This window comes from Bradyrhizobium sp. WSM2793, from assembly GCF_000379585.1.
GTDB lineage: Bacteria > Pseudomonadota > Alphaproteobacteria > Rhizobiales > Xanthobacteraceae > Bradyrhizobium.
The window spans coordinates 226565-248829 of the sequence record NZ_KB902780.1 but is presented as its reverse complement, the minus strand read 5'-3'; the positions used below and the strand labels follow the sequence as shown (position 1 = coordinate 248829).

The following is a 22265-nucleotide window of genomic DNA, read 5'->3' as shown; positions in this document are numbered from 1 at the left end:
CTTCGCGGGGAATGACAGCAGAGCCCGGAGAGATAGCGGAGCACCCCTCACCCCTTCTTCTTCGGCTCCCACTGCTCGGTCGGCCCGCCGGCATCGCGCCAGGCAGCGTAGCCGCCGGCGATGTGGGCGACGGGCTTTAGGCCCATGTCCTGCGCGGTCTTGGCCGCGAGCGCGGAGCGCAGGCCGCCAGCGCAGTGGAAGACGAACTTCTTGTCCTCCTGGAAGACCGGCTTTGCGTAGGGGCTCTGCGGATCGATCCAGAATTCGAGCATGCCGCGGGTGCAGGCGAACGCGCCGGGGATGCGGCCGTCGCGCTCGATCTCGCGGGGGTCGCGGATGTCGACGATGACGACATCGCCGTTCTTGGAGATCTCGATGGCGTCCTTGGCGTTAAGCGTCTCGATCTCGGCATTGGCCTCGTCGATCAGCGCCTTGATGCCGCGGGTGATGTTTTGGGGCATGTGGTTCTCCCTCTTGTTACGTCATCGTCCCCAAGCGAACTGCCTGAGGTGGGGTCACCTCTCCCGCTTGCGGGAGAGGTCGCAGCGCGCCGGGCGATGCGAAGCATCGTCCCGAGCGATGCGGGTGAGGCTCTCCTCTAGGGGACTGTCCCGTTGTGGAGACTCCCTCCCCCGCAGGCGGGGGAGGGAGCGCAGTCCCGTCGCGGACAGGCTCGCTCATGCATCAATGCGTCAATTCCTTCATCGCGCCTTCCAGCCCCTCGATCGTGATCGGGTACATGCGGTTGGCGAAGATGCGTTTGATGATGGTGATCGATTCCGAATAATCCCAATGCTTCTGAGCGACCGGGTTCAGCCACACTGCATGCGGATAGGTGCGGATGATGCGGTCCAGCCAGACCGAGCCGGGCTCCTCGTTGACGTGCTCGACCGAGCCGCCGGGCACCATGATCTCGTAAGGCGACATCGAGGCGTCGCCGACGAACACGATCTTGTAGTCGTGCGGGTATTTGTGCAGCACGTCCCAGGTCGGCGTGCGGTCGGTGAAGCGGCGCTTGTTCTGCTTCCACACGCCTTCATAGAGGCAGTTGTGGAAGTAGAAATACTCCATGTGCTTGAACTCGCTCTTCGCCGCCGAGAACAGCTCCTCGACCTGCTCGATATGCGCGTCCATGGAGCCGCCGATGTCGAAGAACACCAGGAGCTTCACCGCGTTGCGCCGCTCGGGGCGCATGTGAACGTCGAGATAGCCGTGATTGGCGGTCTCGCGGATGGTGGTGTCGAGATCGAGCTCATCGGGCGCGCCGGTGCGCGCGAATTTGCGCAGGCGGCGCAGCGCCACCTTGATGTTGCGGATGCCGAGCTCGACATTGCCGTCGAGGTCCTTGAACTCGCGCTTGTCCCACACCTTTACGGCGCGGTTGTTGCGGTTCTTCTCCTGGCCGATGCGCACGCCTTCGGGATTGTAGCCATGGGCGCCGAACGGCGAGGTGCCGGCGGTGCCGATCCACTTCGAGCCGCCCTGGTGGCGGCCCTTCTGCTCCTCGAGGCGCTTCTTCAGGGTCTCCATGAGCTTGTCCCAGCCCATGACCTCGATCTGCTTCTTCTCTTCGTCGGTCAGGTATTTCTCGGCGAGCTTCTTCAGCCACTCCTCGGGGATCTCCGCCTTCTCCATGGCGTCGAGCAGGTTTTCCAACCCCTTGAACACCGTACCGAAGACGCGGTCGAACTTGTCGAGGTTGCGCTCGTCCTTCACCAGCGAGGTGCGCGACAGGTAATAGAAATTCTCGACCGAATAATCCGACAGATCGGCGTCGAGCGCCTCCATCAGCGTGAGGTATTCGCGCAGCGTCACGGGGACCTGCGCGTCGCGCAGAGAGGTGAAGAATTGCAGGAACATGGGTGACAGATTGCCCGTCGGGTGGCTGACGTCAAGGGGCGGAGACCGCCGCGGGGTGCTGGACCGGGAAGCTTTTTGCTCTAGAATTGGGGCTCTCACGGGGTTGTTTTGGGGACGTTTGCAATGGGAATTGTCGCAGCGCTCATCATCGGCGCGATCGCAGGCTGGCTTGCGGGCAAGATTGTCCACGGGGCGGGATTTGGACTGATTGGCAACATCGTCGTCGGCATCATCGGCGCGCTGGTCGCAAGCTGGGTGTTGCCCCAGCTGCACATTCAGCTGGCAACAGGCACGGTCGGCGCCATCGTGGACGCCACCATCGGCGCGGTGATTGTGCTCGTCATCCTTTCGCTGATAAAACGGGTCTGAAAGCCTGACCGAACCGGGAACGGCCGCCACGAGCGGCCGTTCCCTTGTCGCGACCGGGGCCATGACATTGGCAAATGCCTCGCGCCGACGATTACCCAAGGACACGCAATGAAATTTACCGGCACCAAGGACTATGTTGCGACCGACGATCTCAAGGTCGCCGTCAATGCCTCGATCGTGCTGGAGCGCCCGCTGCTCATCAAGGGCGAGCCCGGCACCGGCAAGACCGTGCTGGCGGAGGAAGTGGCGAAGGCGTTGAACGCGCCGCTTTTGACCTGGCACATCAAGTCCACCACCAAGGCGCAGCAGGGCCTCTACGAATACGACGCGGTGTCGCGCCTGCGCGACAGCCAGCTCGGCGACGCGCGCGTGTCCGACATCAAGAACTACATCAAGCGCGGCAAGCTGTGGGAAGCCTTCACCGCCGAGCAGCGCCCGGTGCTCTTGATCGACGAGATCGACAAGGCCGACATCGAATTCCCGAACGATTTGCTGCTCGAGCTCGACCGCATGGAATTCCATGTCTACGAGACCGGCGAGACGATCAAGGCCAAGCAGCGCCCGATCATGATGATCACCTCCAACAACGAGAAGGAGCTACCGGACGCCTTCCTGCGCCGCTGCTTCTTCCACTACATCAAGTTCCCCGATGCCGACACCATGCATCGGATCGTCGACGTCCACTTCCCCGGCATCAAGAAGCGCCTGGTGGAAGAGGCGCTGCGCATCTTCTTCGAGGTGCGCGAGGTGCCCGGCCTGAAGAAGAAGCCGTCGACCTCGGAATTGCTCGACTGGCTCAAGCTGCTGCTCAACGAGGACATGAGCGTCGAGCAGCTGCGCGAGCGCGACCCGCGAAAGCTGATCCCGCCGCTGCACGGCGCGCTGCTCAAAAACGAGCAGGATGTGCATCTGTTCGAGCGGCTGGCGTTCTTGAGCCGTCGGGAAGTGTGAGACGCCTCGTGTAACGCACGGTGCCGTAGGGTGGGCAAAGGCGCAAAGCGCCGTGCCCACCATTTGCTTCTGGTGGGCACGCTGCGCTTTGCCCACCCTACGATGTTCGCGCATGTGGCAGCAGCTTCGCCATTTCAGTCGCGTTTTGAATCGCAGACACGCCTTCGCGTCCTCGCGGCGCATCTCGCCCGAGCTTTGCTTCAATCGCTCCACCCTCCAAGAAAGAGGGCGCAGGGAAGGCCGGGTGCTGACCTCGCACCCGCGGTCTGCTGCGCAAAAGGCACACGCAGAAAACCGCACAGCAGCATACAGGTGGTGCCGAACACACGGCCTTCCCTGCGCGATGGTCGGACGGCTTATGCCGTGATCTCCCGGGAGCCGAACTTTCCCTCTGGCCTCCCTCGCCCCTGCGAATTGACAATGCAGTCTGCCCGGTTGGGCTCGCTCGCACCTTCGCAAGGACTTGACCGTAGCAACGACGGACAGGACCACACGGTTTTGCCGTACGCGCTCAGCGCCGTTCGTCTACACGCGGCCGCGAACTCACAGGGAATACCCGCCCTGCCCGCTACCGTCTCGTGCCGACGCTGCCGCGTCCACCGCAACCCGGCCCGCGTTTCGAACGACTCGCGAACCGCCCCTCTTCGTCGGGCCGGGCTGTTTCAATGTATGCCGCAATTCCGAATTTCGGTAAAGTGGAATATTTTTGCGCGCAGGGGTTGACGAGCGGCGACACAGCAAGCTTGTAGGGTGGGCAAAGGCGCACTTGCGCCGTGCCCACCACCTCTACAATGTCTCAACCGAAGGTGGGCACGCTTCGCTTTGCCCACCCTACGAAGCCCTACGCCACCGCGGCGTCCGGAATCCTTGCGGCTTCCATCGGCTGCTTGCCGCGGATCAGGTCCGAGGCGCGGTCGGCGATCATCATCGTCGACGCGTTCAAATTCGCCGAGATCATGCGCGGCATGACCGAGGCGTCGATGACGCGGAGGCCTTCGAGGCCGTGGACGCGGAGCTGGTCGTCGACCACCGCCCAGGTCGAATCCGCCGGGCCCATGCGGCAGGTGCAGCCGGGGTGGAAGGTGGTGGTGCCGCGCTCGGTGGCGGCTTGCAAGAACTCGTCGTCGGTGTTGACGTTGGGGCCGGGGAAATCCTCGTAGGCGTAATAGGGCGACAACGGCGCGGACTTCAAAAGGCGCCGCGCGAGCTTCATGCCGCCGACGATGACGCGGCGGTCGAGCTCGGCGTCGAGATAGTTGGTCTGGATGATCGGCGGCGCGAACGGATCGGACGAGCGGATGCGGACATAGCCGCGGCTCTCCGGGCGCTGCTGCCAGGACGCCACGGTCATGCCGGGCTCGTCCTCGAGCTGGCCCTGCACGCCTTCCTTGTAGGACGCCGGCGTAAAGGTGAGCTGGAGGTCAGAGCTCTCGGCGCTCTCGCCGGAATGCCAGAAGCAATAGACCATGGTCGGCGACAGCGAGAGCAGGCCGCGGCGCGCGGTCGCCCATTTCAGCGCCTCGATCCACAGCGAGAAGCCGCGGCGAAGCTCGTTGATGGTCTTGATGTCTTTGACGCGCGCCACCGTGCGCGGGGCATAGTGGTCCTGCAGGCCCTCACCGACCGGCAGCGCGTGACGCACCGCGATGCCGTGCTGCTGCAGCAGATCGGGCGAGCCGACCCCGGAGAGCTGCAAGAGCTGCGGCGAATTATAGGTGCCGCCGGAGAGGATGACTTCCTTGTTGGCGCGCACCTCCACCGGCGTGCCGCCGCGGCCGCCCTTGGTGTAGCGCACGCCGACGGCGCGCTTGCCCTCGAAGATGATCTCGGTCGCGTGCGCATGGGTGTGCACATGCACGTTGGGCCGCTTCATCGCCGGTTTGAGGAACGCGGTCGCGCCGGAGACGCGCAGGCCGTTGTTGATGGTGCGCTGGCAGTAGGAGACGCCTTCCTGGGTCTTGCCGTTGTAATCGGGATTGCGGGGAATGCCGAGCGAGACCGCGCCTTCCATGAAGGCTTCGCACAGCGGATCGCGCCACTCCATCGTGGTGACGGTGAGGCTGCCCTCGCGGCCGCGATAGGTGTCCTCGCCCTCGCCCACACGCTTCTCCAGCCGCCGGAAGTAGGGCAGCACGTCGGCATAGCCCCAGCCGCGATTGCCCATCTGCGCCCAGGTGTCGAAATCCATCCGCTGGCCGCGGTTGTAGATGTGGCCGTTGATCGAGGACGAACCGCCGAGCGTCTTGCCGCGCGGCGCATAGATGCTGCGCCCGCCGGTCCAGGGCCCCGGCTCCTGCTGGTAGGCCCAGTTGATGCTCTTCATGTGGAAGGTCTTGATGAAGCCCGCCGGCAGATGGATGTAGGGATGCCAGTCGGACGGGCCGGCTTCCAGCACGCAGACGCTGGTGTTGGGGTCTTCGCTCAGCCGGCTGGTGAGCACGCAACCGGCAGAGCCCGCGCCGACGATCACATAATCAAATCTGTCCATGATGAATCGCGTCCTTAGCGCGCAATCAGTATTGATCGAATGGTGCTGGCCACAAGCACGCTCCACCTCTCCCGCTTGCGGGGGAGGTCGGCGCGAAGCGCCGGGTTGGGGCTCTCTCCACGCGGGGAGTCCCACCGCGGAGACACCCCCTCCCCAACCCTCCCCCGCAAGCGGGAGAGGGAGCGCAGCTCGATCGCGGATACATCGAACTCAGTCTCGTGCTCATCGCTAGCGCGGCTTGTCGTTGAGTTGAAATTCCAGATGCGTCTGCACCGCCGGCCATTCGGCGGCGGTGATGCTGTAGACCACGGTGTCGCGCAGCGTGCCGTTCGGCGCGACCTGGTGGCTGCGCAGGATGCCGTCCTGCTTGGCGCCGAGGCGCTCGATGGCGCGGCGGCTCTGGTGGTTGAAGAAATGCGTGCGGAATTCGACCGCGATGCAGTTCAGCGTCTCGAAAGCATGGCGCAGCAGCAGCAATTTGCACTGCGTGTTGAGCGGGCCGCGCTGCGCGCTCTTGCCGTACCAGGTCGAGCCGATCTCGACGCGGCGGTTGGCGGCATCGATGTTCATGTAGGTGGTCATGCCGACGACGTTGCCGCCGGCGTCGAACACGGTGAACGGCAGCATCGAGCCCGCGGCCTGCAGCCCGAGGCGCCGGTCGATCTCCTTGGCCATGTTCTCCGGCAGCGGGATCGCGGTGTACCAGAGCTTTGACAGCTCGCCGTCCTTGACGGCCGTCACCAGCCCGTCGAGATGCTGATGCGACAGCGGCTCGAGACGGGCGTGCGGTCCACGCAGGGTGATGGGATCGGGCCAGGGCATTTGAGGTCTCTCCTTACGTCACTGTGCGCCGAGGCATTCCGGGTGCCAGATCCTCATCCTGAGGAGCGCGGAACGCGCGTCTCGAAGGATGAAGGCCCGGCTGGTGGCCTCGCCCTTCGAGACGCGCGCGAAGGGCGCGCTCCTCAGGGTGAGGGTCTGAGAGTTACCTCGCCTCCCGCACAATGACGGCTTGGCTCACTTGTTCAAAAAATTCAACGGCAATCCGCTGCGCGGCCAGTCCATGGCGACCAGCTCGCCCTTGCCTGACAGCGTGATGTAGGCCGTCTTCAGCTCGGGGCCGCCGAAGGCGATGTTGGTGGTGACGCGGTCGCCGGTCGGGACCTGCTCGACCAGCGTGCCATCGGGTGCGATCACCGAGATGCAGCCGGAGACGAGGGTGGCGACGCAGACATTGCCGCCGGCTTCCACCGCGAGCGAGTCGAACATCTGGTAGCCGCCGAGGCCGCAGATCGGCTTGCCGCGCTCGCCGCGATAGATCACGTCGCGCGGCTTCAGCGTGCCGGGCGCGGAGAGCTCGTAGGCCCACAGCCGGCCGGTCGGCGTCTCCGCGATGTAGACGGTATTCTCATCCGGCGACAGCCCGATGCCGTTGGCGGGCAATATGCCGTGCACGATCTCGACGAGCTCGGTCATCCCGGGCTTGAGGTAGTACATGCCGCCGACGTCCATCTCGCGCGCGCGGCGCTTGCCGAGATCGGAGAACCACAGGCCGCCCTGCTTGTCGAACACCAGATCGTTCGGCCCGCGCAGATCGTGCTCGCCGCATCTGGTGACGACAGTCTCGACCTTGCCGGATTGCAGATCGACACGCTGGATCGAGCCGCCGAGGTAATCGTCCGGCTGCGGGCCCGGCATGATCATGTTGCGGGTCGGGATCCAGGAGAAGCCGCCGTTGTTGCAGATGTAGATCTTGCCGTCGGGCCCGAGCGCGGCACCGTTCGGGCCGCCCGGAATCTTCGCGACGATCTCCTTGCGGCCGTCGGGATAAACGCGCGTCAGGCGCTGGCCACGGATCTCCACCAGCACCACCGAACCGTCCGGCATCACGACCGGCCCTTCGGGAAATTCGAGGTCGGTGGCGAGAACGCGGACGTCAGACATTGGGGACCCTCCCGGCTGCTTGTTATGGCTTGCACGGGATGTCCGGCACGGGCCCCACACGCAAGATTTGCCTGCGGTTATGACAAAGTCGCCTCGGCTTGCCAAGCAAGCGGGATGGTATGCCAGCGTTGCGGAAGCCCTACTGCTTCACCGGCAGCCAGATCTCGAAGCCGCCATTCCCGGTTGCGGGATCGAAGGCCTCGTCGTAGCGCTCGAAGCTCGGCGCGTCCGCGGCGGTCAATCCCGAGGCGGGCAGCCATCGATTCCAGATCGTGTTGACGGTGCGGCGGATCGAGGCGACGTGCTCGGGATGCGTGAACACCGCATAGCGCTGCTCGGGGATGCGGATGCGGGCGAAGCGTCGCGGCAGGTCCGAGAACTCGGCGACCTCGACGCCCGCGATGTAGTCGAAATTGCCGGAATCGTCGCCGTTGCAGCAGACGCCGTAGGCGACCTGTCCGACCCTCGATGGAATATCGGCGACCTCCTGATGAAAGCGGTGCCAGAGGCCGGGGATGACGGCGCCGTTGTCGCAGGAAATGCGCTCGCCGGGGCCGGCGACGAGCAACGCCCGTGCGGTCTCGAAGCGCGGCGGGGCGAGATGGTCGAGCATGGTGGAGTCCATGAGGATCGGCTCCTGAAGCTTGAGGTCATTGACGCACATTGCCGCCCTGACCGCTTCGGGCGTGGTGCCGAATTGGTCGCGGAACGCGCGGGTGAAGGCTTCGTGCGAGCCGTAGTCGGCCTCCAGCGCGACACTGAGGATGTTCGGCGCGCCGTTCGCGAGAAGACGCGCCGCCTCGGTCAGCCGCCGCGCGCGGACGTAGCGCATCACCGGAAGGCCGGTGGCTGCGGCAAACGCGCGCACGATGTGGAACCGCGACACGCCCGCGATCGCAGCGATCTCGTCGAGCGTCATCGGCTCGGCCAGATGGCTCTCGATATACCAGAGCGCGCGCTGGGCAGGGTTCATGGCGGCTCAACCCTCGTTCGAAGCGTGACGATGATGCGCCCTCAGCGCCGGCTTCGCTTGATCGGCATTGCTGTCCTCGCGTGAGGATAGTCCGGGATTAGCCACTGGCAACGTCCCGGCGTTCGCGGCTAGACTGTTTCGAACCGCTCACGAGAAAGAGGAACCCCACGTCATGGACATCACCGATGTGCGGGCACACCATATCCGCATCCCCTATGACGCCGGTGTCGCGAGCTTTCGCCAGGGCGCGTCCGCGATTACCGCGCTCGACATGGTGCTGGTCGAGGTCATCACCGACGCCGGGCTGACCGGCTGGGGCGACGCGTTCGCTTATGTCAGCCCGCGCACCACGCGCAGCGCCGTCGAGGAGATGATCGCACCGCAGGCCCGCGGGCTGAAGGTGCCCGATGCGGCCGGCATTCCCGCTGCCATGGAGCAGATCCAGCGCAATCTGCATCTGTTCGGCCGCTACGGCATCACCATGTTCGCGATCTCAGCGCTCGACATCGCGCTGTGGGATTTGGCGGCGAAGGTGCAGGGTGTGCCGCTGCATCGCCTGCTCGGCGAGACCAGGCGCACGGCCATTCCCGCCTATGCGAGCCTGCTGCGGATCGGCTCGCCCGACAACATCGCGGCCGAATGCAGGAAGGCGCTCGCGCTCGGCTATGGCGCGATCAAGCTGCACGAGACCACGGCGCCGGCGGTGTTCGCCGCGCGGGAGGCGATCGGGCCGACCATTCCGCTGATGGTCGACATGAACTGCCCGCTGACGGCCGAGCAGGCGATCGCGTTCGCGACGACCTGCCGCGATGCGCAACCGATGTTTCTGGAGGAGCCGGTCTGGCCGCCGGAGGATTTCGCCGCGCTCGCCGAGGTGCGCAGCAAAGGCGGGCTCGGGATTGCCGCCGGCGAGAACGCCTGCACGGAATATCAATTCCGCCAGATGATGCAGGCCGGCGCGGTGAGCCACGCCCAGCCGTCGGTGACCAAGGTTGGCGGCATCACGGAATTTCTGAAGGTCGCGGCGCTCGCCGATCAACTCGGCGTCAAGATCGTTCCGCACTCGCCGTATTTCGGTCCGGGCCTGCTCGCGACGCTGCACCTTCTGGCGACACGCGAGGACGGGCTGGTCGAAATGTTCTATCTCAAGCGCGAGGCCTGCCTCTGGGGCGGCCGCGCCGACAGCGATGCCACCGGCCATGTCGCGGTGCCCGCGGGCGCGGGGCTCGGCTATGAGCCTAATCGGGACGTGATGGAGCGCTATCGCGTGGCGTGATCGGCGCGCTTATTTCGCGTCCTTCGCCGCCGGCGCGTCCTGCTTCTTCTTCAGATCATCGGCCGTCTTCGCCTGCGCGGCCTGGAGATCGCCGAGCGTCTTCTGCAGGCCGGCGAGGTTCGTCTTCAGCGCATCGATCTGACGGTTGGCTGCATCCAGCTTCTGCTGCTGGTCGAGCGCGAGCTTGGTGATCGTCTTCTGCAGGAAGTCGACATTGCTCTGCAGGCAGCTGGTGCGCCGCTCCATGGTCTTCTCGACCGTGCAGATCTCGATGCCGGGCACGTCCTGCGCGTGCACCGGCGCATCCGCCAGCGTTGCGAGCAGCAATATCGCGAAACAAATTCCGGCATTTCGAAGCAGCATGCAAGGTTCCTCGTCCGATCGATCACGGCAATGTGCGTTGTTTGCGCACAGCCACTCAAGGCTACCACACTCGCACCGCATTCTCGCGTTGAGCTTGCATCGTTCCCTTGGACGGGGAACGATGATCCGCACGCGGAAGAAGTGGGCGCTCGTTCCGCGGCTTTGTTTAGGGGAGATTTTTGGAATGGCAACGCGCGATAGACGACTGGCGGAATTCGACGGCGCCGGAGAACCACCCCCGGGCCTGGCGCTCGAAGTGCTGTGCGAGGACCACAGCGGAACGTACCAACTGCCGTTCGCCTGTCGCTATGTCGAGGGACGCTGGCAGAACCACGAGGCCGGCATCGCGGTCGAAGCGACCGTCATCGGCTGGCGCCTGCCGCGCGTGAGGCAGCGCGGGGCCGCCTGAGCCCATATTTGTTCCAAAATGCAACGGGGCCGCGCTCCGTCTTAACCTTCGGAACGCGGCCCGAACGAATCACGTCCGAATCAGCCGAACGGACGCGTACGCAGCTGTTCACGGCTAGATGTCGGTGTGGCTTGGCCGGCGCGTACAATATCTGCGCAGCGCGGTGGATGGCCCACGCCTCGCACGGGCGCCAAAGGTTAATCGCGACAAGGACATAGCGCTCAAGTCGCTGTGGCCGGTCCCCGCCCCCGAAACAGGCAGGGCCAGGCAAGGCCTGCCTAATATTCGACCTCGAGCTCCTCGATCTCGGCCGGCTCTTCCCTCGCCGCCGCGATCCATTCCTTCATCTCATCCATCGCCATGATGGTGTCGGCGTAGGCCTTCAGCTGCGGCTCGAGCTTGACGTCATAGGTGACGAAGCGCGTCACCACGGGCGCGTACATCGCATCCGCCATGGTTCGCCGCTCGCCGAACAGGAACGGTCCGCCGGATTTCTCCAGGCAGTCCCGCCAGATCGACCAGACCCGGTCGATGTCGGCCTGCGCGCGCGACCAGATCTTGAAGCCGGGAAAACGTCCCTTCAGATTCACCGGCAGCGAGGCGCGCAGCGTGGTGAAGCCGGAGTGGATTTCGCCCGAGATCGAGCGGCAATGGGCGCGCTGCACGCGGTCATCAGGCAGCAGGCCGGCTGACGGCATCGCCTCGTTGAGGTATTCGGCGATCGCCAGCGTATCCCACACCACGGCACCGTCGTGCCGCAGGCACGGCACCAGGATCGACGACGACAGCAAGAGGATTTCGGCGCGCGCCGACGGATCGTCCGGCGCGGTGACGATTTCCTCGAAATCGAGCCCGGAGAATTTCGTCAGCAGCCAGCCGCGCAGCGACCAGGACGAGTAGTTCTTGCTGCTGATGGTCAGAGTCGCCTTCGCCATATGGCCATTCCCTCACGCCTGGGCGCGCACTGCCGCGCGTGCGTGCCCCGTCCTTCCCGCCCAAAGAGCAGCAAGCGACGTGCCAATTTTCCCGGCGGTCCGGCTCCCATCTGGCTTCGATATTGCATCACGAAGGGGGGACAGGTGGGCACTTCAGTATGATGTCGATGTATTATCAGGCCTTTCAGAACCAGATGGACCTGACGGCGCCGTGGCGGGCGGGGGCCTCGTCCGCGCTCAAATTCCTCAATCTGGTGCCGCAGGGCGTGTCGGACCAGGTCGTCGGACGTCTCTCGGCGGCGCTGGAGCTGATCTCGCGCTCCACCCTCACCTATCATCGCCCGGCCTACGGCATCGACAGCGTCATGGTCGGCAATCGCGAAGTCGCCGTCACCGAGGAGATCGCCTACGCGACACCATTCGGCTCGCTGCTGCACTTCAGAAAGGACGGCGTGACGGAGCAGCCGCGCATGCTGCTGGTGGCGCCGATGTCCGGCCATTTCGCGACGCTCTTGCGCGGCACCCTGCAGACGCTGCTGCAGGACCACGACGTCTACATCACCGACTGGCACAATCCGCGCGACATCCCGCGCAGCGAGGGCCGCTTCGGGCTCGACGACTACACCGAGCATCTGATCGATTTCCTCGGACAGCTCGGCCCGCGCCCGCACATGGTGGCGATCTGCCAGCCGTCGGTGTCGGCGCTCGCGGCCGCCGCGATCATGTGCGAGGACAACCATCCCTCGCGCCCGGCGACGCTGACGCTGATGGCGGGGCCAATCGACACCCGCATCCAGCCGACCAGGGTCAACGACTTCGCCAAGAGCAAGCCGATCGAATGGTTCGAGCGGAACCTGATCAACTACGTGCCGATGCAGTGCCGCGGCGCGCTGCGGAAAGTCTATCCCGGCTTCGTGCAGCTCACCGCCTTCGTCTCGATGAACCTCGAGCGCCACATCAAGCAGCACATGGATCTCGCCAACCACATCGCCAAGGGCGAGAACGACAAGGCCGCGACCATCAAGACTTTCTACGACGAATATTTCGCCGTGATGGACCTGCCGGCCGAGTTCTACATCGAGACCGTGCGCGACGTGTTCCAGGAGCACCTGTTGCCGCAAGGCAGACTGATGCATCGCGGCCGCCCGGTGAACACCAAGGCCGTCAGCCGCATGGGGCTGATGACGGTCGAAGGCGAGAAGGACGACATCTGCTCGATCGGCCAGACGCTGGCCGCGCAGGACCTCTGCACCGGCGTGCGCGCCTATCGGCGCGTCCACCACATGCAGGCCGGCGTTGGCCATTACGGCGTGTTCTCAGGCCGGCGCTGGAATAACGAGATCTATCCGCTGCTGCGGGATTTCGTGCACGTGAATTCGTGACACCACGCCGCGGCGTGCTGGAATTGCTCTTCAAGCCCGTATCGAGCCGGGCCACGCGACGACTTGCCCTGACATCACCAGGCGGTTGCGTCCGCCCTCCTTGGCGGCGTAAAGCGCCTTATCCGCAGCCGCTATCAGCGACGTGCAATCCGCCTTGTCGCCGAACGAATGATATGTGGCGCCACCAATACTGAGGGTGACCTGCCTGGATGACGGGTTGAGCGCATGCAGGATGCCGAGGTCCTCGATCGCCTGCCGGATTCGCTCACCGACCTGCTCGCAACCTCCTGCGTCGGTATTCGGTAGCAGCAAGGCGAATTCCTCACCACCGTACCGGGCCGCCACGTCTGCCGGCCGTCTGGCCTGCTGCGCCAGGACCCCCGCGATTGAGCGGAGACATGAATCGCCCGCTTGATGCCCGTACCGGTCGTTGAAGCTCTTGAAATGATCGACGTCCATCAGCAGCAGTGACAGAGGCGTTCCTTCCCGCCTGGCCCGGTCCCATTCCGCCTCCAGCCGCTCGTCGAAGTGTCTGCGATTTGCCAAGGCCGTCAGGCCGTCCGAACTGGCGAGAGCCGCCAGCCTATCCTCCAGATCTTTGCGTTCGGTCATGTCGCGCGAGATCGCCACCACGCCGTTGATGTGCCCACTCTGCGCACTCCTCGTGACGCGCAGTGCAGTTTCGACCCAGATCTCTTCTTTCTCACGATGACGGGTGCGATACGTGATTCTCGCCTCCTCGGCTTCGCCGTTCATCAATGCGGAGAGCGTTTGCTCAACCCGGGCCAGATCCGCGGGATTGATGCCGGCGAGGGCTGATGTATCCACCAGTTCGTTCGGAGCCCAGCCAAGGATTCGAGCGGTGGACGGCGACGCATAGAGGATCAGTCCATCGACTGCGATACGCATGACCATGTCTCCCGACTGCTCTGCAAGGAGGCGAAAATCCGCCTCCTTGGCAACCAGGGCAGCGGCCATCTTCTGCCGCAGGTGCAACTGGCGCACCAGAAAGAGCCCGGCAACACCGAGCCCACCTGTCAGCGCCAGGACTGCGGCAATGCGCGTCAGCGCGGCTCTGCGCCAGGGGGCCAAGACGTCATCTTCTGATTCCGTAGCAACGAGGAGAACGGGGTAGCGGCTGCTGAGTTGATAGAAGCTCAGACGCCGAACGCCGTCGAGAGGCGACGTGAAGTAGTAGACGCCCGCAGCCGGCCGCTCGCGAATAGTCTTGAAAAGCGGAGCACTCGACAGATCGCGGCCCGTGTATCCGTTGTCCGGGGTACGCGCGAGGACAATGCCTCCCGCGGTCGCCAGAGCGATTGAACCATTCCGGCCAACGTCGAACCCGCGATAAAATTGCAGAAAATAGTCGACATCGATCGTCGTAAGGGCAACTCCGGCAAAACTGCCGTCAGGATGATTGAAGCGCCGTGACGCGGTGATGATCCATTGACCGCCCGATCTACTCTTCACCGGATTCCCAATGAAGGTCCCCCGGTCCGCCACGGCACGATGATGCTGGAAATAATTCCGGTCGCTGTTGTTGAGACGGGCGAAATCCACTGGCTCGCTGGTTGCGAGCCAGCGGCCGGTCTCGTCGTAGATAAATACGGCGCGGATCCGGTTCGCCGCTTTGCGTCGGGTCAAAAAGGTCTGAATCTTGGCGATTGCCGCTGGCCCGGCTCCCTCCAGTTCGAGTTGACCAACCAGCACGTTCAGAACGGTGTCCGCGAGTTCGAACGTGTCGTCCGCGTGTTGCGTCAGCGACCGGGCCAGATTGGCCATGTCCGTTTCGGAACCCTTCAGCACCGCCAGTCGCGAGGACCATTCCCGCCAGCCGCTGAGCGCGACAACCGCCATACAGGCGACCGCCACGAATGCCGAGACCCAGAACGTCAGACGCCCCTGGCGAACATCACTACGGTGATCGATCAAGAGATGTTCCCTCCACCCCAGCCCCGTAAACGCCTTGGGCTCAGGGATAGTTGCTCGTTCCGGTTGAGTTTCTGGCAGGGCTTCGGAAGACTGACGGCATCGATGAGCGGCTTGACCGTCGATCGATAACCCATCGACCTGTCGGGCGAGAAGGACACCACAGCAATCAGCCCGACTTGACGGCCTCGCTCAACGTGCCGGCCACTCGGCCAAGTGAGGCTCAGTGAAACTGGCCGGATGCAGGCTTCGGACTCCGGCAAGATGTGCCAGATCGTCGATCCGCGGTTGAGGCCGAATGATCAGGCTCTCTGCCGGCAACCGCATCGGCGGCGGCGAAAGCGGTGTGGGCTTCGCGCCAGTTGTAACAATTTGAGGCAACGGCACGGCCATTGACCAGATGTTCTTGAGCATCGCCCTGTTCACGGAGCATGCGACGACACCGTTCTCCTTCAGACGGGCGACGGTAAAGAGCTTGCGAATCAGCAGGTCTCGTTCAAGCGATTGCGGCAAATGGAACTGCATCCCGGCCAGCCGGCCTCGTTGCTGCACAATCATCGCGTCGATCCAGCCCACCTGCATGATGTGCACGCGCAGCGGTTCTCCAGCGCCGGAACAGTCAATGCCGGAGCCGAGCAGAACGCCAGCGCCAGAGAGGGAGATGTTGCTCACGCGACCAGAAAGCCGTTTGCCGGCCCCAGTCTCGATCAAGACCGATTCATCGACGTCGAAACGCTCCTCGGCGCGTCCCATCCGGGCTTGCAGCGAGGTCATGCAGACGAAGAAGAGCACGACGACGTTCACCACCGACCAGAAGGCGACCATCGGTAGAGCGGCCGGATGATCGATCATCCGCCATTCCGGGATGGTGTTCAGAACCAGGCCGACAACCGTCAACGCCATCAGCGCCGCCGACGGCCAGAATATCTCCGCGGCGTAGCTTGCGCACCGCGCGGCAGCTCCCTTGGGCGTCACCTTGAACGCATGTCCCATCGGCTTGACGAGAGTCCCGAGCACCGTCGGCAGAATCTTGAAGCTCTGGATCGTCGCCGACACCTGCGCGGCGAGCGGAAAGTGCACGTGCGGCGCAAACCAGGAGATGCCGCCGTTGAGCGCCAGGATCGCGGGGAACAAGTAAAAGAAGACCGCCTCGGGGGTGACGTCGGCGACAGGCGCTAGACCGGTCCACATGAACACGATCGGAACCACCACGACCATGAGCGCTCGCAAGCCCAATGAGAGCCAATGAGTCGGAAAGAACAGAAGCCGATGCATCAAGCCCAGTCCGGGGCCGAGCGGGCCGGCGGCGAGATACAGAGTCTGGATCGCGCCACGCGCCCAGCGTTGCCGTTGCACGAAAAACGCGTCAAGGCTTTCCGGCGCCAATCCAATCGCCAATGGCTCGTTGAGATAACGGGTGATGTACCCTTTGCGCAGCAGGACCAGCGTCAGCAGAATGTCTTCGGTAATGGACTGGGTTGGCAAGGCATCCCCAACCACGCGAAGTGCTGCACGACGCGTGACGGAGTTGGAACCACAACAAAAGGCACCATCCCAGCCGTCGCGCGCGGGCATGATGGAATCGAAGAAGAACCGTTGCTCGTCCGGCAATCCCCTGTGCAGGCCGAGATTCGCCTGCATCGGATCCTCGTTGTAAAAGGTGTGCGGGATCTGAACGATTCCGATCTTTGGATCCGCGAAGAAGCCGATCGTGCGCATCAGGAATTTGCACTGCGGCACGAAGTCCGCGTCAAAGATCGCAAAGAACTCGGCGCTCGTCTGCGTCAGCGCATGATTGATATTGCCGGCCTTGGCATTCAGGTTGTCGGCGCGCGTGAGATACCCGGCACCCTTTTCCTCGCAGAGTTTCTTGAGCCAAGGCCGGCGACCATCATCCAGAACCCAGACCTGGAAGTTTGGATAGTCCAGACACAACGCGCCGGTGATCGTCTTTTCCAACACCTCGAACGGCTCGTCATAGGTTGGAATAAGGACGTCGACCGATGGCAGCTCATCATGCGGCAGGCTGCGAAGCCGACGCTCGTGCTGATCCGCCTCGCTGCGGCGATCGGTCCTGCGAAGGAAAATCAGATAAAGAATAAACTGATCCGTGAAAGTCAGTAGCTCAACGAAGAGACAGAACCAGATCCAGTAGACTTGATACCAAGTGCCAGTTGCCGGCAGCACCGTGGTGAAAATACGCCATTCGAGATAGCGAGCCACGACAAGCCAAACCGCGGCAAAGACCGCGACACGTGCCCAGAGGCGCGCGACCGGAAAGGTCGGCGCCAACAGGTACATCGCCGCAAAGATCCCCACCATCGGCGCGAACAGCTGAGAGAGAGACAGAGTCATGGCCTGCATGGAACACCTCGCTCACAGGGACGACTGGTCGAGCTCCAGGCGCGCGGTCAGCCATTTCAACTTCGAGCTGACCAATCGTAGCAAGCCGTCGGCTCTGCGCTCGAAGCGCACTTCGGCCAGCCGTCCGATATCGCAGGAGCCATTGCGGTCGGCCCACGTTTCGTTGGGGGGAAGCGATATCTCAACGGTAATGTTGCCCGGATCAGGCCGCGGCACCCGAGCCGCAAGCAGTCGATCGTCGGCGTAAGCAGCCGATCCGCGGACTTGCCGGACCAGGCCGGTCTTCCATTCGCCGCTCCCAATCAGGCGGACGGTAGCCGCATCTCCGGCCTTGATCTTCTCGAAATCGCGCTCGGGCAGTTCAACGACAATGAATCGGCGTTGGCAGTCTGCAAAATCGAGGACCGATTGCCCTTCCGTGACCATCGAGCCGGGGCTGGCCGCGACCGACCAGACGACATGGGCGGCAGGCAACGACAGATCGTAGTGATCGAGACGATCAAGCCGAGCGCGCTCCTCGGCGATTTCCGCGGCCAGTTGCGCAGAACGTGAGCTGTTTTGCAACTCGTCCGTCTCGAGCTCCTGGCGGCGGAGAACAAGCCGCTCGCGTTGCTGCTGGGAGTAGGGCACGTCATTGGCATCGCCACGAAGATAGAGACCTTTCTCCGCCGCCCCCAACTCGGTCTTGAGGCGCTGCAGGCGTTCATCGGCCATCCGGCACCGCGTTGCGGTTGCCTCCTGCGAGGCCTGGGCCTCGCCGGAGCGGATCTGCGAACTGATGCCGAGCTTCACGAGCCTCTCCATCCGGCCCGCGACATCGTTCCGCTGCCGTGCCTCGGCGAGACAGCCGCCTTTTTCAACTTCCGTTTCGCCGATTTCGTGGCTCAGGCGCGCGACCATCCCCAAACGATAGTCCTCGCTGCGCTCGCCGAGCTTGCGATCGAGCCCGGCGATCTCCTCGAGTTGCCGACGTGCGAGCTCGGCGCGTTTGGTGGACACGGCAAGCTGCTGATCGAGGTCCATGAGGTGTCGGCGATCCGGCGAACGCGCCCCGACCATCGGCACCACCCGGCTCTGCTGGAAATATTCGCCCTTGCGTGGAAGATCAGGCGAGAGCTGACCCGCGAACGGTGCAGTCACCCGCATGAGCTCGGCATTGACAAAGGCGGAGGGAGCGATTCGGTAGGTCACATACGGCAACAGGGCCCATCCGCTCAGCGCGATGATCCCGAGCGCCAGAGCTCGACGAACAACCCGGCTGCGAATGAAACGTTCGACGTGCAAACGGACCACGACTGGATCTCCAATGGGCTTTGGTCGCTGCGCCTGCCGCAGCGAAGGCAAACCAATCGTCGGGCGTTGGGATGAAGTTTGCGCCTTGAGGCAAGGAGCAATCCGACAACATTGCCGCCAGCCGAAATCAGGATTCGCCACCGCGGCAGACTCGCCTTCGCAACCACGAGAAGCATACCTAGGATTCACCACATCAGGTTAAGCTGTGTCAAAACCGGATAACTACGGCTGCCGAGCCGAGGATCAGGATATCGCCCCATTCCGGCTTGAAGTCGGCGCGGCGCTTGCGGCGATCGAATGGCGCGGCTAACGCCCATTCCCAATCAGCTCTTTCGCGTCCAGGACTTCGGGAAGATTTCGCTCCGCATCGAATTCGGCGAGCACAGGAGCGAGCACTTCAGAGACCGCATCAGCTCGGCCATTTGTCTTGTACAGGCGTGCAAGTTCAAGGGCGCCGCGCAGCTCGAAAGTCCTGGTCTGCTGGTGTCGCGCGATGTCCAGCGCGCGCTTGAAGGCTTCTTCGGCACTGGATTCGTCCGAAGGATCCTGGCGCGATACAAGTTTACCGCGGACACGATGCAGTTCGGCATCGAGCCAATGCTGGCCGGATTGTTCCGTCCCGGCGATCGATTCGTCCAGGATTTCCAGCCCGGTCCCGACTTCGCCCACCTCTGCATTCGCCAGGGCGACATGCATTCCCCAGAACGGTTCGCAGAGGTAGCAGTCGTTCTCGTGCAGGAAGGCCCAGCCGTGACGCATGTCCGCCAGTCCGGCCATCCGGTCGCCGGCACGCCACTTGGCGAGGCCATTCAGGTAGGTGCCCGCGGCCACGTACAGCGGCATCGTGTGGTCGCGCGCGAGACCGAGCGCCAGGATCGTCTCTGTTTGCTGCAACATGCCCCCGCATACCCCGTCGAACACAGCGCGATGAACCAGCGCATTGGCCTGGGACAGCGCCCGTTTTTCGCCCGGAGCACCCACCGCTTCCGCGGCGAGCTTGCGCGCACGAGCGGTGCTACCGAGCGGCCAGAGCACAAGGGCAAGAAATCTCATGATCACGAAAGGCAGATCCAGCGCAGACGCCCTGAAGGTCGCGGGATCCGGTTCGGCACCATAAATCCCCAGCGCCCGCTCAAGATGCGTTCTCGCATTCAAGTAATCGCCCTCGAACCAGCAGGTGACGCCGCCCGTCCAATGGGCGACGACGGCGGCCACCGGCGAGTCCGGTCGTCGGTCAGCGGCGCTCCTGATGGCGTCCGCCAGCTCCCGCATCGGAGCGAGTTCGCCGTGGGTCAGGCAGGCATTGAAGAGCCCCGACTGCACCGGCGCAAGCTCAACGGGATCATCGATGTCGGCTGCGAACTGGCGCGCACGCGTCCATGCCGCGACCGTCTCTGGAGCGCTGTGGCCGAGGCTGCCCCGCAAGGCACGGCCATATGCGATTTGAAGATGCAGCCTGCTCATGATCCGGCGGGGATCATCAGGCAACTGATCGGCGGTCGCAATGGCCTTGCCGAGATGCGCGATCGCCTCGGAATAGGCCGAGCGTTTCAACGCCTGCTGGCCCGCCTTGCGCCACCATTCGAGGGCCGTCTCGCTCAGCCCCGCCTCAGTGAAGTGGTGCGCCAGAACTTCCGGTTCGGTCTCGGCGACTGCTGGAAACTTCTCGCGCAGAACATCGCCAATGCGGGTATGAAGCAGCTGCCGTTTGCTCTTGAGCAGACTCTCGTAGGCCGCCTCCTGAACAAGGGCGTGCTTGAAACTGTAATTTGCTTCGGGCGGCGTGCCACGACGCAACAGCAGTTCGGCCTCTTCAAGTTGTCCCAACGCAGCGTTCAGCGTCAGATCGTCGCGTCCCGCCACGGTTTTCAGCAGTGCGTACGAGAAGTCACGGCCAATGGCGGCGCCTATCTGCGCGACCTCCTTGACCGGAGCGAGTCGGTCGAGCCGCGCCATCAGCGAATCCTGCAGCGTCGCGGGGATAGCAAGCGGCGGGAGCGGACTATTCAGGCGGTAGCGCCCGGCATCTTCGACGAGCAGCCCGGACTCCAGCACCATCTTGGTCAACTCTTCGACGAATAGCGGTATGCCATCGGTCTTGTCGATGATCTGTTTCATCATTTCGCGTGGCAGCTGGCGACCGACGACCACCTGCTCGACCAGCGCGCGCGTGTCCTGCCGATCGAGCCGATCGAGCCGCAACAGACTGACATTGGCAAGGCCCGACCAGGAGGGCTCGAACTCCGGCCGGGACGTCAAGAGCACGAGTATCTGCAGGCCCCTGATCCGATCGACCGCGAGATCGAACAGTTCAAGTGTCGTCGCATCGGCCCAATGCATATCCTCGCAGATGATCAGCAGAGGCTGGTCTCGCGCCAATCCCTCGAGCTGATCGAGAAGGGCGGCAAATGTCTGTCGCCTCTGCTGCGCCGGGCTCAAGCCGAGTGGCGGGCAATGGTCGCCGGTCGGAATCGAGAGCAGGGCCGCAATGAGTGGCGTGGCCCGGGCGACTTGCCGGGTTCCTATTGCCAGCATCGCCTCGAGCTTGTCGAGCTTTTGTTCTGGCGTGTCGTGGGAGCGGATTCCGGCGGCGCGCTCGAGCTGCGCGACAAAGGGATGAAGTGCGCTGTTGGTGTGGTAAGGCGAACACTGATATCGCACGCGACGGTGCGTCCCCAACGAGGGGCTCTCGGACAGCATTGCCACGATGCGCGACTTGCCGATGCCCGCTTCGCCGGAAATCAATACGATCTGGCCCTGGCCCTGCCATGCCTCCCGCTGGCGCGAGAGAATGAACTCGATCTCGTCCTTGCGGCCGACAAAGCCGATCGAGCGCGCGGCGCGGACCGCCTCGAAGCGACTCTCCGATGAGGTCGCTCCTTCCACCGCCCAGACCGCGATGGGTTCGCCTATCCCCTTGACCTCGCGGCGACCGAGATTGCGAAAGGTGAAGAGATCGCCAAGCAGCCGGCGCGTCGACGAGGCAACGACGACCGCCCCCGGCTCGGCCAGGCTTTGAAGCCGAGCAGCGAGGTTTGGTGCATCGCCGATGGTTGCGTGCTCCTCCGATGCATCTCCGCTGATGAGATCGCCGACCACCACAAGCCCGGTCGCAATTGCGATCCGCAGTTCAACCCGTTCGCCGGCGCCTGTCTTGAGCTGGCGAATCGCAGCGATAATATCGAGGCCCGCTCGCACGGCCCGCTCCGCATCATCTTCGTGGGCGCGCGGATACCCGAAATAGACGAGTATTCCGTCACCAACGAACCTGGCTATCCTGCCGTCATAAGCGGCAATAACGCTCCCGCAGGCGGCGCGGTACGCCCGGATCACTTCCCACAGATCCTCGGGATCGAGACGCGCCGAGAGCGCCGTCGAGCCGACCAGATCGCAAAACATGACAGTGAGGTGGCGCCGCTCGGCGTCGTGAGGCGGAGTCGGCGATGCGATCAACGCGGCTGGATCAAGGTCGGCAATCGCACGCAGCATTTTGCGGCGATGCCCGAGCAGGACTCCGAGCTTGTCGAAGTCCTCGACCATCAGCTCGGGAAGGACGCCCATGTCGATCCCATTTTGGACAAAACGCTCTGCGTATTGCCCAAGCCCCAGCTTCTCGAGCCACTCCGCAATCTGCATTGGCTCCACCGATCGTGTGGTTGGCGGTTAGCAGAATTTTGGACCACGGCGCGCAGGGACAATATCCCAACGCCACCATGATGGCACGTC

Annotated in this window: 17 protein-coding genes; 5 read left to right on the top strand and 12 right to left on the bottom strand. The window is 63.7% G+C overall.

Translation table 11 applies throughout. The annotated features are described in order from the left end of the window. Positions 1-47: 47 nt before the first annotated feature. Positions 48-461, bottom strand: a complete 414-nt coding sequence (locus A3AS_RS0116015; RefSeq protein ID WP_018318589.1) for a rhodanese-like domain-containing protein — start codon at positions 459-461, stop codon at positions 48-50. 223 nt (positions 462-684) lie between these two features. Continuing rightward, positions 685-1860 carry a VWA domain-containing protein gene (locus tag A3AS_RS0116010; protein WP_018318588.1) on the bottom strand — a complete coding sequence of 392 codons (1176 nt, stop codon included), beginning with the start codon at positions 1858-1860 and terminating at the stop codon, positions 685-687. Positions 1861-1983: 123 nt separating this feature from the next. Between A3AS_RS0116010 and A3AS_RS0116005 the strand changes: the two genes are divergently transcribed. Beyond that, positions 1984-2229, top strand: a complete 246-nt coding sequence (locus A3AS_RS0116005; protein ID WP_018318587.1) for a GlsB/YeaQ/YmgE family stress response membrane protein — start codon at positions 1984-1986, stop codon at positions 2227-2229. A gap of 108 nt (positions 2230-2337) precedes the next feature. After that, positions 2338-3180 (top strand): MoxR family ATPase, encoded by an 843-nt coding sequence (locus A3AS_RS0116000; RefSeq protein WP_018318586.1) that lies wholly within the window; start codon positions 2338-2340, stop codon positions 3178-3180. 841 nt (positions 3181-4021) lie between these two features. On the opposite strand, the gene A3AS_RS0115995 is transcribed toward A3AS_RS0116000, so the two are convergent. The 4 genes from A3AS_RS0115995 to A3AS_RS0115975 form a co-directional block, all read right to left on the bottom strand. Continuing rightward, positions 4022-5668 (bottom strand): GMC family oxidoreductase, encoded by a 1647-nt coding sequence (locus A3AS_RS0115995; protein WP_018318585.1) that lies wholly within the window; start codon positions 5666-5668, stop codon positions 4022-4024. A gap of 228 nt (positions 5669-5896) precedes the next feature. Then, the gene (locus A3AS_RS0115990; protein ID WP_018318584.1) at positions 5897-6490 is read right to left on the bottom strand and encodes a GNAT family N-acetyltransferase; all 594 of its coding nucleotides are present in this window, start codon (positions 6488-6490) and stop codon (positions 5897-5899) included. 195 nt (positions 6491-6685) lie between these two features. Then, entirely contained in the window at positions 6686-7612 is a 927-nt protein-coding gene (locus A3AS_RS0115980) for an SMP-30/gluconolactonase/LRE family protein (RefSeq protein WP_018318582.1), read from the bottom strand. Between the two features lie 139 nt (positions 7613-7751). Beyond that, positions 7752-8585, bottom strand: coding sequence for an AraC family transcriptional regulator (locus A3AS_RS0115975; protein WP_018318581.1), 834 nt, complete (start codon positions 8583-8585; stop codon positions 7752-7754). A gap of 172 nt (positions 8586-8757) precedes the next feature. Here A3AS_RS0115975 and A3AS_RS0115970 point away from each other — a divergent pair, with 172 nt between their 5' ends. Next, positions 8758-9861, top strand: a complete 1104-nt coding sequence (locus A3AS_RS0115970) for a mandelate racemase/muconate lactonizing enzyme family protein (protein WP_018318580.1) — start codon at positions 8758-8760, stop codon at positions 9859-9861. A gap of 9 nt (positions 9862-9870) precedes the next feature. Here A3AS_RS0115970 and A3AS_RS0115965 read toward each other — a convergent pair whose 3' ends face one another. Beyond that, on the bottom strand, positions 9871-10224 hold the full coding sequence (locus A3AS_RS0115965) for a hypothetical protein (RefSeq protein ID WP_018318579.1): 354 nt from the start codon (positions 10222-10224) through the stop codon (positions 9871-9873). A gap of 184 nt (positions 10225-10408) precedes the next feature. On the opposite strand from A3AS_RS0115965, the gene A3AS_RS0115960 reads away from it, so the two are divergent. Next, on the top strand, positions 10409-10633 hold the full coding sequence (locus A3AS_RS0115960) for a hypothetical protein (protein WP_018318578.1): 225 nt from the start codon (positions 10409-10411) through the stop codon (positions 10631-10633). 278 nt (positions 10634-10911) lie between these two features. Here the strand turns inward: A3AS_RS0115960 and A3AS_RS0115955 are convergent, their stop codons facing one another. After that, complete coding sequence (locus A3AS_RS0115955) at positions 10912-11568, bottom strand: glutathione S-transferase family protein (protein WP_018318577.1); 657 nt, start codon at positions 11566-11568, stop codon at positions 10912-10914. 158 nt (positions 11569-11726) lie between these two features. Between A3AS_RS0115955 and A3AS_RS0115950 the strand changes: the two genes are divergently transcribed. Next, positions 11727-12950 (top strand): polyhydroxyalkanoate depolymerase, encoded by a 1224-nt coding sequence (locus tag A3AS_RS0115950; protein WP_018318576.1) that lies wholly within the window; start codon positions 11727-11729, stop codon positions 12948-12950. A 30-nt stretch (positions 12951-12980) separates the two neighbouring features. Here A3AS_RS0115950 and A3AS_RS0115945 read toward each other — a convergent pair whose 3' ends face one another. From A3AS_RS0115945 to A3AS_RS0115930, 4 genes are all read right to left on the bottom strand, one after another. After that, positions 12981-14810, bottom strand: a complete 1830-nt coding sequence (locus A3AS_RS0115945; protein WP_245283205.1) for a diguanylate cyclase domain-containing protein — start codon at positions 14808-14810, stop codon at positions 12981-12983. Between the two features lie 264 nt (positions 14811-15074). Further along, positions 15075-17246 (bottom strand): glycosyltransferase family 2 protein, encoded by a 2172-nt coding sequence (locus A3AS_RS0115940; RefSeq protein WP_018318574.1) that lies wholly within the window; start codon positions 17244-17246, stop codon positions 15075-15077. Positions 17247-17258: 12 nt separating this feature from the next. Next, positions 17259-18539, bottom strand: coding sequence for an HlyD family efflux transporter periplasmic adaptor subunit (locus A3AS_RS0115935; protein ID WP_179736309.1), 1281 nt, complete (start codon positions 18537-18539; stop codon positions 17259-17261). Positions 18540-18845: 306 nt separating this feature from the next. Beyond that, complete coding sequence (locus A3AS_RS0115930) at positions 18846-22175, bottom strand: adenylate/guanylate cyclase domain-containing protein (RefSeq protein ID WP_018318572.1); 3330 nt, start codon at positions 22173-22175, stop codon at positions 18846-18848. Positions 22176-22265 lie beyond the last annotated feature (90 nt).